The organism is Roseovarius aquimarinus (assembly GCF_043661195.1).
GTDB classification, from domain to species: domain Bacteria; phylum Pseudomonadota; class Alphaproteobacteria; order Rhodobacterales; family Rhodobacteraceae; genus Roseovarius; species Roseovarius aquimarinus.
This window is the reverse complement of the sequence record NZ_JBIHMM010000001.1, coordinates 21098-34755: the sequence shown is the minus strand read 5'-3', so window position 1 is coordinate 34755 and position 13658 is coordinate 21098. Positions and strand designations below refer to the sequence as shown.

Annotated in this window: 16 protein-coding genes; 8 read left to right on the top strand and 8 right to left on the bottom strand. The window is 63.9% G+C overall.

What is annotated here, in order from left to right:
* Nucleotides 1-6 precede the first annotated feature (6 nt).
* The gene (locus ACGRVM_RS00160; RefSeq protein ID WP_377169914.1) at nt 7-738 is read right to left on the bottom strand and encodes a M48 family metallopeptidase; all 732 of its coding nucleotides are present in this window, start codon (nt 736-738) and stop codon (nt 7-9) included.
* A gap of 149 nt (nt 739-887) precedes the next feature.
* Here ACGRVM_RS00160 and ACGRVM_RS00155 point away from each other — a divergent pair, with 149 nt between their 5' ends.
* From ACGRVM_RS00155 to ACGRVM_RS00145, 3 genes are all read left to right on the top strand, one after another.
* Nucleotides 888-1145: a hypothetical protein gene (locus ACGRVM_RS00155; RefSeq protein ID WP_377169916.1), complete on the top strand. Its 258-nt coding sequence runs from the start codon at nt 888-890 to the stop codon at nt 1143-1145.
* A gap of 88 nt (nt 1146-1233) precedes the next feature.
* Nucleotides 1234-1806: a nitroreductase family protein gene (locus ACGRVM_RS00150; protein WP_377169918.1), complete on the top strand. Its 573-nt coding sequence runs from the start codon at nt 1234-1236 to the stop codon at nt 1804-1806.
* Nucleotides 1803-2507 carry an EI24 domain-containing protein gene (locus ACGRVM_RS00145; protein ID WP_377169920.1) on the top strand — a complete coding sequence of 235 codons (705 nt, stop codon included), beginning with the start codon at nt 1803-1805 and terminating at the stop codon, nt 2505-2507. The genes ACGRVM_RS00150 and ACGRVM_RS00145 overlap by 4 nt, the downstream gene beginning before the upstream one ends.
* On the opposite strand, the gene ACGRVM_RS00140 is transcribed toward ACGRVM_RS00145, so the two are convergent.
* On the bottom strand, nt 2458-2757 hold the full coding sequence (locus ACGRVM_RS00140; protein WP_377169922.1) for a DUF1467 family protein: 300 nt from the start codon (nt 2755-2757) through the stop codon (nt 2458-2460). The two genes, ACGRVM_RS00145 and ACGRVM_RS00140, sit on opposite strands and share 50 nt — an antisense overlap.
* Nucleotides 2757-3161: a methylmalonyl-CoA epimerase gene (gene mce, locus ACGRVM_RS00135; RefSeq protein WP_377169925.1), complete on the bottom strand. Its 405-nt coding sequence runs from the start codon at nt 3159-3161 to the stop codon at nt 2757-2759. Before mce ends, ACGRVM_RS00140 begins: the two co-directional genes overlap by 1 nt.
* A gap of 203 nt (nt 3162-3364) precedes the next feature.
* Here mce and ACGRVM_RS00130 point away from each other — a divergent pair, with 203 nt between their 5' ends.
* The 3 genes from ACGRVM_RS00130 (at nt 3365) to ACGRVM_RS00120 (ending at nt 5430) form a co-directional block, all read left to right on the top strand.
* A complete protein-coding gene (locus ACGRVM_RS00130; RefSeq protein WP_377169927.1) occupies nt 3365-4081 on the top strand; it encodes a response regulator in 717 nt (238 codons plus the stop codon).
* A gap of 87 nt (nt 4082-4168) precedes the next feature.
* The gene (locus ACGRVM_RS00125; protein WP_377169929.1) at nt 4169-4888 is read left to right on the top strand and encodes a GNAT family N-acetyltransferase; all 720 of its coding nucleotides are present in this window, start codon (nt 4169-4171) and stop codon (nt 4886-4888) included.
* Nucleotides 4889-4953: 65 nt separating this feature from the next.
* Nucleotides 4954-5430 carry a hemerythrin domain-containing protein gene (locus ACGRVM_RS00120; RefSeq protein ID WP_377169931.1) on the top strand — a complete coding sequence of 159 codons (477 nt, stop codon included), beginning with the start codon at nt 4954-4956 and terminating at the stop codon, nt 5428-5430.
* 15 nt (nt 5431-5445) lie between these two features.
* On the opposite strand, the gene aspS is transcribed toward ACGRVM_RS00120, so the two are convergent.
* Entirely contained in the window at nt 5446-7224 is a 1779-nt protein-coding gene (gene aspS, locus ACGRVM_RS00115) for an aspartate--tRNA ligase (protein ID WP_377169933.1), read from the bottom strand.
* Nucleotides 7225-7539: 315 nt separating this feature from the next.
* Here aspS and ACGRVM_RS00110 point away from each other — a divergent pair, with 315 nt between their 5' ends.
* On the top strand, nt 7540-8772 hold the full coding sequence (locus tag ACGRVM_RS00110) for a class I SAM-dependent methyltransferase (protein WP_377169935.1): 1233 nt from the start codon (nt 7540-7542) through the stop codon (nt 8770-8772).
* 310 nt (nt 8773-9082) lie between these two features.
* Nucleotides 9083-9325: a lysozyme inhibitor LprI family protein gene (locus ACGRVM_RS00105; protein ID WP_394624009.1), complete on the top strand. Its 243-nt coding sequence runs from the start codon at nt 9083-9085 to the stop codon at nt 9323-9325.
* Between the two features lie 372 nt (nt 9326-9697).
* Here the strand turns inward: ACGRVM_RS00105 and ACGRVM_RS00100 are convergent, their stop codons facing one another.
* The 4 genes from ACGRVM_RS00100 to ACGRVM_RS00085 all read right to left on the bottom strand — a co-directional run bounded on the left by ACGRVM_RS00100 (nt 9698) and on the right by ACGRVM_RS00085 (nt 13574).
* Nucleotides 9698-10702 carry a hypothetical protein gene (locus ACGRVM_RS00100; RefSeq protein ID WP_377169937.1) on the bottom strand — a complete coding sequence of 335 codons (1005 nt, stop codon included), beginning with the start codon at nt 10700-10702 and terminating at the stop codon, nt 9698-9700.
* A gap of 9 nt (nt 10703-10711) precedes the next feature.
* Nucleotides 10712-11305: an alpha/beta hydrolase gene (locus tag ACGRVM_RS00095; RefSeq protein ID WP_377169939.1), complete on the bottom strand. Its 594-nt coding sequence runs from the start codon at nt 11303-11305 to the stop codon at nt 10712-10714.
* A gap of 47 nt (nt 11306-11352) precedes the next feature.
* Nucleotides 11353-12479, bottom strand: a protein-coding gene (locus tag ACGRVM_RS00090) for an IS3 family transposase (RefSeq protein WP_377169941.1) whose coding sequence is annotated in 2 segments (ribosomal slippage) — nt 11353-12218 and nt 12218-12479 — 1128 coding nt in all. Because the reading frame shifts where the segments join, the coding sequence is not laid out codon by codon here.
* A gap of 159 nt (nt 12480-12638) precedes the next feature.
* Nucleotides 12639-13574 (bottom strand): glycosyltransferase family 2 protein, encoded by a 936-nt coding sequence (locus ACGRVM_RS00085; RefSeq protein ID WP_377169943.1) that lies wholly within the window; start codon nt 13572-13574, stop codon nt 12639-12641.
* Nucleotides 13575-13658 lie beyond the last annotated feature (84 nt).

The window sequence follows — 13658 nt, the reverse complement described above, 5'->3', positions numbered from 1 at the left end:
CGGCGCTTAAAGGCCGGCCGCGACCCGCTTGACCGTCTCGATCCGCTGGGCGTTGGGCGGGTGCGTGCCGAGGAAGCGATCGCCGGGATCGGGAATCTGCGTGAAGAAGGCGGCGCCGCGCACCGGATCGTAGCCCGCGCGCTTGGTGATGACGGTGCCGAGCGCATCGGCCTCGAGTTCGTAATCCTTTGAATAGGTGCGCGCGCCGAGGCCCGCGCCGAGATCGGTCGCGTTCTGCACCGCGCCCTGGCTGGCGCCGGTGATCGCGGCAAGCCCGCCCAGAAGGATCGCGCCCGCCATCGCGTTGTTGCGCTGCCGGTCGAGATGCCCGGCGATGTGATGCGCGGCCTCGTGTCCCATGACGAAGGCAAGCTCGTCGCGGTTGCGCACCTCGGCGATGAGCGCGAGGTTGAAGGCGAGGATGGGGCGCCCCTGGCGGTCGACCGTCTGAAAGGCGTTGGCGGGCATGCCCGGACGATCGTCGACGACGATTCGGAAATCGCAATTGATGCCTTGCGTGCGCGCGTTGCACTCGCGCTCGGCCACCGGCTCGACCGCGGCGACGACCGATTTGAACTGCGCGACCTTGTCAGATGTCGGCGTGGCGGGCGCGCGCGGCGCCCGGGCCTGCGGCTGGGGCGCGGGCTGGGTCGATGGCTGGCTGGGCCCGCCGCTGGGCGGGGGCGGCGCATCGCATGCGGCCAGGGCCAGGACGCAGAGCAAGGCGAGTTTTCGCATGAAAAACCTCCGAAACTTTGGCGTCCAGTTTACCGCCGCCGCGCGCTGAGGGCCAGAGCGATCGCGCGCCGCGCGGCGCGCCCTTGCAACGCGCCGCCGATGCCGCCACTCTCGGCGGCATCACTGTCCAACAAGGCGGAGCCGACGCGATGTTTTCCATCGAGCACGAATTCGACGCCACCGTGATCACGCTCGTCGACGAGGGCGCGGCGCCGCTCAGCGAGGATGTGCTGATCGAAGCCTTCGAGGAATGCGTCGTCATCCGCCAGTTCGATCCGCGCCTGAACGAGATGCGCAGCATCACGCTCTCAATGACGCAGCTTCGCGATCTGGGCGCCGCGCTGAACTTGCCCGAAGGGGTCTATCGCAGCGCGCAGATCCGGCAGAAGGGCGCGGCGCGCCCTTGACCCCGCATCATCGCCCCCCGACATAGGTGCTGCCCCCCGACGGCGTATCGCGCCGACCCGATTGACCTGACCGCCCGGAGCCTGCCTCATGCCGACGCCCAAACCCGAAGTGCTCGCTTTTCTCGCCACGCGCCGCTCGCGCCCCGCCAAGACGCTGGGCCTGCCCGTGCCGGACCGCGCCGCGCTGCGCCCGCTTCTCGAGATGGCCGCGCGCTCGCCCGATCATGGCAAGCTGGAGCCGTGGCGCTTCATCGTGCTGGAGCGGGCGGCGCTCTTGCGCATCGCGGCGGCGATCCCGGCGCTTGCCGCGGCCACCGATCCCGAGGCGGTGCAGAAGGCGCAGGCGCAATACGAAGGCGCGCATCTCGCCGTGGCGGTGATCGAGGTGCAGCGCCCCTCGCCCAAGATCCCCGCGATCGAGCAGACCTATTCGGCGGGCGCCGTCTGCCTCGCGCTGCTCAACGCCGCGCTGGCGGCGGGCTGGGGCGCCAACTGGCTGAGCGGATGGGCGAGCCACGACGCCGAATTCGCGCGGACCGTCATGGGCCTCGCCCCGAACGAGCGGATCGCGGGCTTCATCCACATCGGCACCGAGACCAGCATGCCGCCCGAGCGGCCCCGCCCGGATATCGACGCGATCACGAGCTGGATCGACGTATGATCCTCACCGCGTTTTCCAAGGCGCTCGGGCAGATGGGCGATCCGCGCTTTCGCCGGGTGCTCCTCCTCGGGCTGGCGCTCACCGTCGCGCTTCTCTTCGCGGCTTATGCACTCGTGTTCGGGCTCGTCTCTTGGGCGGCGGGCGACACGATGACCCTGCCCCTCGTCGGCGAGGTGACATGGGTCGACGACCTTCTCGGCTGGAGCAGCCTGATCGCGATGCTCGTCATGTCGATCTTTCTCATGGTGCCCGTCGCCTCGGCCATCATCTCGCTTTTCCTCGATGACGTCGCCGCGGCTGTCGAGGCCCGGCATTACCCGCAATTGCCGCCCGTGACCCCAATGGGCTGGCTCGAAGCGCTGCGCGATTCGGTGGGCTTTCTGGGCGTGCTGATCGGCGCCAATCTTCTGGCGATCGTTCTCTATATCGCGCTGCCCTTCGGGGCCTTCGCGATTTTCTGGGGCCTCAACGGCTATCTGCTCGGGCGCGAGTATTTTCAGCTCGCCGCGATGCGCCGGTTGGGCCGCGCAGGCGCGCGTGATCTGCGGCGCCGGCACTGGCTGCGCATCTGGGGCGCGGGTGTGCTGATGGCGATCCCGCTATCGGTGCCGCTGGTGAACCTGCTGATCCCGATCCTCGGCGCCGCGACCTTTACCCACCTAGTCCACGCTCTTCGACCGGACCCGGGCCGAAGCGCGTGAAGAGATCGATATCGTCGAGCGTGATGACGTCCCAGAGGATCACATAGGCGGTGAACGCCCAGATCACGAAGGCGACCGCCGTGGTGATCCATGCCTTCTTCTTCAGATCGTGCCGCTCGGGCGAGCTGTGATGCGTGCCCGGCACGGTGCTGCCCGCCTCGCCTTGCGTCTGAAGGCGGATCGGAATGGCGACGAAAAAGGTCAGAAACCAGATGACCGCATAAAGAACGAGACCGGATACGGGGCCCATCAGACTTCCTCCAACTCGATGAGGCACCCGTTGAAATCCTTCGGATGCAGGAACAGCACGGGCTTGCCATGCGCGCCGATCTTGGGTGTGCCGTCGCCCAGAACGCGCGCGCCGCTCTCGGTCAGGCGCGCGGCGGCAGCGGCGATGTCCTCAACCTCGTAGCAGACGTGATGGATGCCGCCCGAGGGGTTCTTGTCCAGAAAACCGCGAATCGGGCTCGCCTCGCCCAAGGGATAGAGCAGCTCGATCTTGGTGTTCGGCAATTCGATGAAGACGACCGTCACGCCATGATCCGGCTCGTCCTGCGGCGCACCGACAGTGGCGCCCAGCGCGCCCGAATACTGCGCCATCGCGGCCTCGAGATCCGGCACCGCGATGGCCACGTGGTTGAGGCGTCCGATCATGCTGAAATCCTTCTGTGCATGGCGCTGGCGCGCGTCTGGCCCCTGTTATGGGGCGCCCGGCGCGCGAGGGCAAGCGGCGCGGCGTCGCACCGCACGCACCGCGCGGTGCAGCGGCTCGGATTTCGCCGCAGGCATTAACTTCGCGTTAGCCAAAGCTGCGTAACGCTGGGGCATGTGATGCTGCCAACCCAAAGGATACCGCCATGGACGATCTGCCCGGCCTGACCCCGATCCCCCACCCCACGCCCGCGCGGCCCCTTCTGGGCATGACCGTGCTGGTGGTCGACGACAGCCTCTACGCCTGCGATGCGATGCGCCTGATGTGCCTGCATTCGGGCGCGCGTATCCGGCGGGCCGATTGTCTGCGCTCCGCGCGCCGGCATCTTCAGGTCTATCGCCCCACCGTGGTGATCGTCGATCTCGGCCTGCCCGACGGCTCGGGCCTCGAGCTGATCGCGGAGCTGGCGGGCGCGGCGCCGCGCGTGACCTCCATCCTCGCGTCGAGCGGCGATGACGGCGCCGAGGCGGCGGCGCTGGCGGCGGGCGCGGACGGCTTTCTCGCCAAGCCGATGACCAATCTCGGCGTGTTCCAGAGCAAGGTGCTCGCCACCTTGCCGGCCGAGCGCCGACCCGCCGGTCCGCGCGTCGCCCGCTCGGACGAGATCCACCCCGATCCCATCGCCTACCGCGACGACATGGTGCATGCCTCGAACCTGCTCGACGACACGTCCGAGGGGCCGGCGCTCACCTATCTCGCGCAGTTCCTGGGCGGCGTCGCGCGCGCGGCGGAGGATGTGCAGCTCGCCCGCGCGGCCGAGGCGCTCGGCGCGCCCGAACGCGGCGGCACAGCGCTCGGCGCGCGGCTCGCGCAGGTGGCGGGCCTCGTGCAGGAGCGTCTGGGCAACCGGGCGGCGATGTAGCGATCTGCCGCAAGGCCGAGGGCCAAGTTTGCGCTTTTCTCGGGCGCCCCGGCGCTTATATTCCGCCTTGAAACAGGAGCGACGATCATGAGCGATCCCCGGCCGCGTGGCCCGATCATCCCCGGCTGGACACCGCCGCCCGCCCCCGACGGCGCGCCGATGCAAGGCCGCGCCGTACGGCTCGAGCCGCTCGATGCCGAAAAGCACGCGGCGCTGCTCTTTCGCGCCTATGACGGGCATGACGAGGTGTGGGACTACATGCCCGCCGGGCCTTTCGCTTCCGCCGCGCAGTTCCACCGCTGGGTGCGCGACATCACCGCCTCGCCCGATTTCGTTTTCTACGCCATCTTCGACCGCGCACGAGACGCCTATGGCGGCATCGCCTCCTATCTGCGCATCCAGCCCGCTGCCGGCTCGATCGAGGTCGGCTATATCGCCATGGCGCCGCAACTTCAGCGCAGCATCGCCGCGACCGAGGCGATGTATCTGATGATGAAATGGGCCTTCGATGCGGGCTATCGGCGCTACGAGTGGAAATGCAACGCGCTCAACATGCCGTCGCGCCGCGCGGCGCAGCGGCTCGGCCTCAGCTACGAGGGGATCTTCCGGCAGGCGTCCGTGATCAAGGGCCGCAACCGCGATACCGCGTGGTTCGCTGCGATCGACGCCGAATGGCCCGCGCTCGGCGAAGCGTTCCGGCTCTGGCTCGATCCGTCGAATTTCGACGCGGGCGGCGTGCAGCGCTCCTCGCTGAGCGATCTGACGCGGCTGGTGCGCGCCGCGAGTGATCCCGCGCAGACCCTCTAGACCCTGCGGAACCCGCTCTCTTCTTCGGCGTTGCTAGGGCGACGCCACGCAAAAGGAGCGAAGCCATGAGCGACATCTATTCCGCGATCAAAGCCGACCACGATCACCACCGCGAGCTGCTGGACCGCATCGAGGACACCTCCGGCGCCTCGGAGGACCGCAAGACCGCGTGGGAGGAGTTCTACCGCGACGTCAAAAGCCACGGCGCCGCCGAGGAGGAGACCTTCTATTCCAAGCTGATCTCCAAGACCTGGGGCCAGGATTCGGCGCGCCATTCGGTCCACGAGCATCAGGAGATCGACGATCTTATGGAAGAGTTGCGCGAAATGGACATGTCCTCGGGCGCGTGGCTCGAGAAGTTCATTACCCTGCGCCACGACTACGAGCATCACATCGACGAGGAAGAGGAAGAGGTCTTCGCCCGTGCCCGCGAAGTGATCCCCGACAGCGAGATCAAAGGCTATGGCGAGCGTTTCGCCAAGCGCAAGGACGAGGAGATGAAGCTGATCGAGGAAAAGCGCGAGGACAGTCTCGAGGACTGACCCCGCCTTTTCGGCCTACTTGTCCTGCGGGATCACCCGCAGGCCCAGTTCCATCAGCTGATCGGACGAAGGCGCGCTGGGGGCGTTCATCATGACGTCCTCGGCGCGCTGGTTCATCGGGAACATGATGACCTCGCGGATATTCGCCTCATCCGCCAGCAGCATGACGATGCGGTCGATGCCCGCCGCGCAACCGCCATGCGGCGGGGCGCCGTATTGGAAGGCCTGCACGAGGCCGCCGAAGCGCGCATGCACCTCGGCCTCGTCGTAGCCGGCCTTCTCGAAGGCGGCGATCATAACGTCGAGGCGATGGTTGCGGATCGCGCCCGAGACGAGCTCGTAGCCGTTGCAGGCCAGATCGTATTGATATCCCAGCACCTTGAGCGGATCGCCCTTGAGCGCCTCGAGCCCGCCCTGCGGCATCGAGAAGGGATTATGTGAGAAGTCGATCTTGCCCGTTTCCTCGTCGGCCTCGTACATCGGGAAATCCACGATCCAGGCGAAGGCGAAGCGGTCTTGATCCGTGAGGCCGAGCTCGTTGCCGATCTCGACCCGCGCCTTGCCCGCGACCCGCTCGAAGCTGGCAGGCTTGCCGCCGAGGAAGAAGGCCGCGTCACCCTCGCCGAGGCCGAGTTGCTGGCGGATCGCTTCGGTCCGCTCGGGGCCGATATTCTTGGCGAGGGGGCCTGCGGCTTCCATCCCGTCATCGCCCGCCCGCCAGAAGATATAGCCCATCCCCGGCAGGCCCTCTTTCTGGGCGAAGGCGTTCATGCGGTCGCAGAACTTGCGGCTGCCGCCACCCGGCGCGGGGATGGCGCGGATCTCGGTGCCCTCCTGCTCCAGCAGCTTGGCGAAGATCGCGAAGCCCGAGCCGCGGAAATGGTCGGAGGCGTCCTGCATCTTGATCGGGTTGCGCAGGTCGGGCTTGTCGGTGCCGTACCAGTGCGCGGCGTCGGCATAGCTGATCTGCGGCCAGACATCGTCCACGCTGCGCCCGCCGCCGAATTCCTCGAAAATGCCCTGAATGACGGGCTGGATCGTATCGAAGACGTCCTGCTGCTCCACGAAACTCATCTCGAGGTCGAGCTGGTAGAAATCGGTGGGCGAGCGGTCGGCGCGCGGATCCTCGTCGCGAAAACAAGGCGCGATCTGGAAATACTTGTCGAAGCCCGACACCATGATGAGCTGCTTGAAAAGCTGCGGCGCCTGCGGAAGCGCGTAGAACTTGCCGGGATGCAGGCGCGACGGCACGAGAAAGTCGCGCGCGCCCTCGGGCGAGGAGGCGGTGATGATCGGCGTCTGGTATTCGCGGAACTTCTGATCCCACATGCGGCGGCGCATGGAGGCCACGACGTCGCTGCGCAGGGTCATGTTGCGCTGCATCGCCTCGCGCCGCAGGTCGAGATAACGGTGCCGCAGGCGCGTCTCCTCGGGATAGTCCTGATCCCCGAAGACCATCAGCGGCAATTCCTTGGCGCTGCCCAGCACCTCGATATCGCGGATGAATACCTCGATCTCGCCGGTCGGCAGCTTGGGGTTCACCAGCGCCTCGTCGCGCGCCTTCACCTCGCCGTCGATGCGGATGCACCACTCGCTGCGCACGGCATCGACCTGCGTGAAGACCGGGCTATCGGGATCGCAGATGAGCTGTGTCATGCCGTAATGGTCGCGCAGATCGACGAAGAGGACGCCGCCATGGTCGCGGATGCGGTGCACCCAGCCCGACAGGCGCACATTTTGGCCCACATCCGATTTGGTCAGCTGGGCACAGGTGTGGCTGCGATAGGCGTGCATGCGGGTCATCCTCTTTGGCGGTGCGCGGCGCGGTGCGGGCGGCGGGTCCGGTGTCGAGGCCGATACACATGGCCGGGCCGGCAAAGTCAAGGGGCGCGGCCCGCGCGGCGCCCTCCGGCGCGCCCGCGCGGCGCAGGGCCGATCCGCCGAGCGGCGCGCGCCGATATCACGGGCATTTACAAGATTTTGAATATGCGCAAACATATCCGGGCGCCGGCGCAGATCGGCGGCAGGCTCGGGTGCCGACCGCGCCCGACATCTTCGTAAGCTGGAGCGCCCCCCGTGCGGGCGCCGATGGTATGAGCGAGGTGGGACATGTGGCAAAAGGCCCTGCACCGCATGCTGGCGGGCTTCATCCGGCACGGCCGGCTGAGCATCACCTATCCCGACGGCACGACGCATCAATACGCCGGAGACGCGCCCGGCGGCGGAGAGGAGATCGGCGCGCCGAACGAGGTCGCGGTCACGCTCCATGATCCCGCCCTGCCCCGGCGCCTCATGATGTCGCCCGAAATCGCGCTTGGCGAGGGGTATATGGACGGCACCCTGACGATCGAGGGCGACGATCTCGAAGGGCTGCTGCGCGTCTGCATCGGCAATCTCGGCGCGCAGGGCGGCGTTCTGCAAAGCCATCGCCCGCTCGTTTTTCTGCGCTATCTCTTCCGCCGCGCGCGGCAGTTCAACCCCGCCAACCGCTCGCGCGCCAATGTCGCGCATCATTACGATCTGTCGGGCGCGCTCTACGATCTCTTCCTCGATACCGACCGCCAGTATTCCTGCGCCTATTTCCGCCGTCCCGACATGACGCTCGAGGAAGCGCAGGAGGCGAAGAAGGCGCATATCGCGGGCAAGCTGCTGCTCGAGCCTGGGATGCGCGTGCTCGATATCGGGTGCGGCTGGGGCGGCATGGGCCTCACGCTCGCCAAACAATACGGCGCGCAAGTCACCGGCGTCACGCTGAGCGAGGAGCAGCACAAGATCGCCACGCAGCGTGCGCGCGACGCGGGGCTGGAGGGGCGGGCCGAGTTCAAGCTGATGGATTACCGCGACGTGACCGGCGAGTTCGACCGCATCGTCTCGGTCGGCATGTTCGAGCATGTGGGCACGCCCCATTATCTCGAATATTTCGACAAGATCCGCACGCTTCTCGCGCCCGATGGCGTGGCGCTCGTGCATACGATCGGGCGCGCGCGCCCGCCCGGCACCACCAGCCCCTGGATCGTGAAATACATCTTTCCCGGCGGCTACGTGCCGGCCCTGTCGGAGATGTCGCGCGCCGTCGAGGACGCGGCGCTCATCGCCACGGATGTCGAGATCTGGCGCCTCCACTACGCCGAGACGCTGCGCCACTGGCACGCGCGCTTCATGGACAATCTCGACAAGGTGCGCGCGCTCTATGACGAGCGCTTCTGCCGGATGTGGCGCTTCTACCTTCTGGCGAGCGAGCTGTCCTTCCGCCTGAACCGGCAGGTCGTCTTCCAGATGCAGCTCGCGCGCGCGCAGGAGGCGGTGCCGCTCACGCGCGAGTATCTCTATCGCGGCAACTGACGGCGCACCCGGCGGGCGGCGGATGCCTCCGGCGAGGATGTTGTCAAGCAAGAAAGTAACTATTTGTCATAGTGATGGAGGTAACATGAGGCATCAAATCCACCTAGTTATCCACGCTTAGGATTTGGCCGGAAATTGCTTTCGGTTAAAGTAGCACATCTGAGCTACCCCCCCGAAAACCGGATAGTGACGGAAGCCACTTTTCATCAAGGTGCCGGTTCCGTCTCTCACGGTTTGTAAGACCCAAAAGGGCGCAATGAAACGACTCCGAGCTTACAGGAAGGTGCCGGTGCAATGATTCTGCGACGCATTGTTTCCGTTCTTGGCTTTTCTGCTTTGGCGGCACAGGCAGGCGCAAGGCAATCCAAGTTTGGATTGTACCGAACCTTCGTCCAGCGCTGAAGAGGCAGTGTGCAGTGATCCCGGATTGGCCGAAGTGGACAGGGAATTGCAGCGGACATATCGCGCGGCACTCATCGGCCTGGAAGACGACCAAGCGTCCGGTTCGCGCGCGGAACAACGGGGGTGGATCAAATCGTGTGATGAATGCTGAAAATCTTCGCTCGGCCTTGAGACGTGTGTCGCCAATGCTTGTACGTTTCGATTGCACGACCTGCGCGAAGGGTACGCCGCCGCGCGCGGGGATTGTGGTGTTGCTGTTGGGCCCGTTGCATTGCGCTGTGATGGCCTTGAAGCGCTCGTTGGTGCAGTCTTTGTGAAAGGCGATCTCTCGCTTGTTTCCTGACGCTGGACCGACAATGCGCCGGCCTTGCCGCGCGTGCCGTCCGGCTCCGGTGCGCGCTGTGTCTTCAGCGATTAAGACGGAGGGCCTGCGGAGCTCTGGACAAGAGGCGATGAGGCCATTCTTACCCTGCCGTGAGATGCTTCCCGAGACTGCGCCATCGAGGACATCGGCCAACGAGAGTTAGCCGTCACCCAAAGCCTCGCGCAGCGCGACAACGATTTCCTCAGCCGGAGCCTCTACCCTTGGCAGTAGCGCTTCGCGGATCGCTTGGTTCAAGGCCCGGTCAGCCGCAGCGGCGTCTGGGTCCTCTCCGTCTACCATGACCTCGACCGCCTCTACCGCGCTCAAGACCGCGCCGGGGACATGCACAACCCCCTGCAACAGCGCCGAAATGCCCATATGCTCGACCTGATTGGCGTTGGACGCGGGACCAACCACGTGGGCTGCAAAGCCCTCGGTGCCCCAGACCTGCGACGGGGTCAGCCCCTCACCTGTCGCATACTGATGGATATGTGGCACGCTGAAGTGGCCGACATAACCGTGTGACCAGAGCGGGCGGTGGGTGATCGGATTATGCCGCGTTGTGCCGCTCAAAAGCGCCTGCCATATCAGAAGCGTCGCCTCTCCCGGTGTGCGCGCGTGGGCCTCACGCTCTGCGCGGGCCTCTTCGGGAAGCGCCTCAACATACGCCCTGGCCAGCGGCAAGAGCGCGAGGGATCCCTCCAGCGCATCAGGCCGCGCAGACAAAAATGCAGCATACGCATCGATCAACAAGTCGACGTGAACGCCACCGGCCTCGGAGGAAAGCGCTTCGGTAAGCGTGTAGACGGTCCAACCTGCCTCACGCAAAGCAGGTGTGCTGACATCCCAAAGCGTCGGAGGAAGTGACTGACCGCGCGCCGTCAGCGCGTCGATGGCGTCCGCATAGGCTGAAAGCGTGCTCACATCGACAGTTCCGCGTGCGAGACGATCCATGTGGTTGTCCACACCCAGATCGTTAAGAATACCCACAGGGTGCAATCCGGCAGCGAGGAGACGTGCCTCGATTTCGTTGGCGCCGGCTTCTGCCCCGGCGCTGACCTGCAAAGAACCCTCTGGTCGTTCGATGTTGAGCACCGGCCGTCCAAAGCCCCAGATCACGGCGCCTACCAGAGCGAGGGATATGATGATAACGAAAGCCCGCATATCCGTCGCTTAGTCCGGCATCCGGTCGTTCGGCAACACGAAGGTCGGGACAAGGTCGTGGATGCAACCGTCGGGAACGGGCTGTTCGGGTGCGTGAATGAACGTGACCGTCATGTCTCTTGCGCAATCCGAAAACAACAAAGCGCCGTGCCCTGCCCCCGGAAAAACGAAACTTTGCGCATTGCTCAGTGTCTCGGTGGCGAGCGGCCCCCACCGCCATGATGTCTGTGTATCCGCAAGACCGGATAGCACCATGACGGGCAGATCGGAGGCGACGGGTGTGTGAAAGTCTGCCCGTGGCAGGTTCGGCGTGAACGCCTCGCAGGACGCATAAATCGTTTCAGGCGCTACAAGGTCATCCGGGTCGACAAGAAAAGGGTACCGAACACCGGCATTGAAATTTGTAGCCCCTTCGCGGCTGTTGAATGGAAAGTCCTCCTGGCAGGCATAGACCAAGAGATTGAACCCACTCAGGAAACCGCCAAGCAGAAGTTCGTCATCCTTGATGATCGCCCGATAGGCGCGCGCCAGTTCGGCCTCCGTGAGCGCGTCGACGAGATTGATCAGCCTGCGCCGCTCCGGGGGTGCCACATTGTCCAACACGCGATCGAAAAGCCTGGCGTGCCCCGATTAGGTAGTCCGTTTGATTGTTAGTGCATCGTGGGCCTTTGGTCCATTGGGACGACGCTTTCCGGCGCGGGTAGGCGGTAACCCAGAGCGCTGTGCGGCCTGACAGTGTTGTAGTGAGCGCGCCATTGCTCAATCAGGATTTGGGCCTCACGCAGGCTGTAGAATAGCTCGCCGTTCAACAGTTCGTCTCGGAACCTGGCGTTGAAGCTTTCGCAGTATCCGTTCTCCCAAGGGCTGCCCGGCTCTATGAACGCCGTCTTGGCACCGACCGCCGCGATCCAGTCCCAAACCTTCTGGGCAATAAATTCGGGCCCATTGTCGGATCTTACATATTCCGGTGGACCGCGCAGGATGAACAGGTCCGTCGGCGCATCCAAAACATCTGTTGAGTTGAGCTTGCGATCCACGCGGATCATGAGCGCCTCCCTAGTGTCTTCGTCGATGATGTTCAGAGTCCGATAGACCCGCCCGTCAGCAGTTCGATCCTGGACAAAGTCGTAGGACCAGACGTGATTGGGGCGTTTCGGCCGTAGACGCACACACGACCCGTCGTTTAGCCAGGGCCGTCCTCTCTTCTTCTGTTTCTGTGGGACTTTCAGCCCTTCGCGTCGCCAGATACGCTCAACCCGCTTGTGGTTTACATGCCAGCCCGCGTTGTGCAGCAAGCCGGTCACCATCCGATATCCGTAGCGCCCGTACTGATCGCCCAACTCGCTGATGTCATCAGTCAGACGCTGCTCATCGACCCGGCCCTGCGGCACTTTGCGTTGTGTGGAGCGGTGCTGCCCGAGCGTGCGGCAGACGCGGCGTTCCGATACGCCAAGCTCCCGCCGCACATGGTCGTTGCATTTGCGGTGACGCGAAGGGCTCAGAAGTTTCCCCGTATTGCCTCGGTCAGAATGAGCTTGTCCAGTGTTAGGACAGACACCGCCCGCCGAAGCCGTTGGTTCTCCTTCTCAAGCTCTTTCAGCCGGGCGAGCTGAGACCGTTGCATCCCGCCATAGAGTTTACGCCATCGATAGAACGTCTGCTGCGTCACGGCAATCTGGCGCACTGCCTCGGCAATCGTAGCACCTTGTCCCTGCAACACTTCAACCTGCCGGAGCTTCGATACAATCTCTTCGGGCTTCTCTCTTTTCCCAGCCATCGCTGATCCTCCAATTTGCCGGACAATCTATCCCAGTTGGTGGACCACTTTCAGGAGGCTACTCCACTTGCTAAAAGTCTGGAGTACGTCATCCTAGATTGAGCAAAGGGTTGGTATCTTTGATCAACCGCCGACTAATCGCGTTATTGTCTGCACAAACTACGCGCCGAAGAGCTTTCGGATTTTTCGCTTAGTGATGCGGCGGCGATAAGCCCACGTCTTTTGTTTGTCTCGAATGAACTGCGCGACCTGTGGGCTGAGTTCCGACGCGTTTCGGATATCTTCGGGTCGATCCTGCTTGATACTCCTCTCGATCAACGCTTCGAGCCATTTGAAAAACAGATCAGGGTAGGCGCGCTCCGGGAAGTACTTTTCCTTCCACTGAACAACTGTCTTGATCTGCCGGAAAGTATTCTGATGCAGGTTACTCCCGTGTTTGCGGTAGGATAGTACGACGTTGTTCCCCAGCGCAAAGGTTAGCTCAGGGTGTCGCACCATGTGCTGAAACAGACGCGTCCGCAGAATTATGTCATCCCCGGTCATGGTGTCATCAAATCCACCCACGGCCATGAGGGCGTCGCGGCGGAACACCTGCCCCTGAATGTAAAATGAGCCAAGGCAACTGTACTCAAGCTCAATTAAGTCCTCAGCGGTCTCAGGGTGGTTTTCAGGAGCCGGAAGGTGGATCACATCCGTGATCTGGCGTCCGTTTCCGTCAATCTCGTAATGGCCGGTATTGGCCGCGAAGACGATGTTCAGATCTCTGGACAACACCTCAACCGCATTTGCGATGCAGTCCGGCATCAGGAGGTCGTCCAGCGACATCATCGTGACAAAGTCCCCGGAGGCCGCGTCGAGAACCTTGTTGAAGTTCGCCGGCACATTGCCGGAATTTGCCTGCTTGATAAAAGTGGTCGGAAAGGGGCTCTCGGCCAGCATGGCCTCAATCACTTCGACCGAATTGTCCGATGATCCGTCATCCAACACAATGACTTCTATGTCTCGATAGGTTTGTTCGTAAATCGATTGCAGCCCCGCCGCAGCGAATTTCGCATGCTGGAAGGAAACACATAAAACAGAACACAGATGAGACATTCATTTCTCGCTTTTTGCCTCGTCATCGGCGGGGCGTTCCATTGAAAGCCATCGGCCGATCAGAGCCGCCTAGATCCGCAAGCG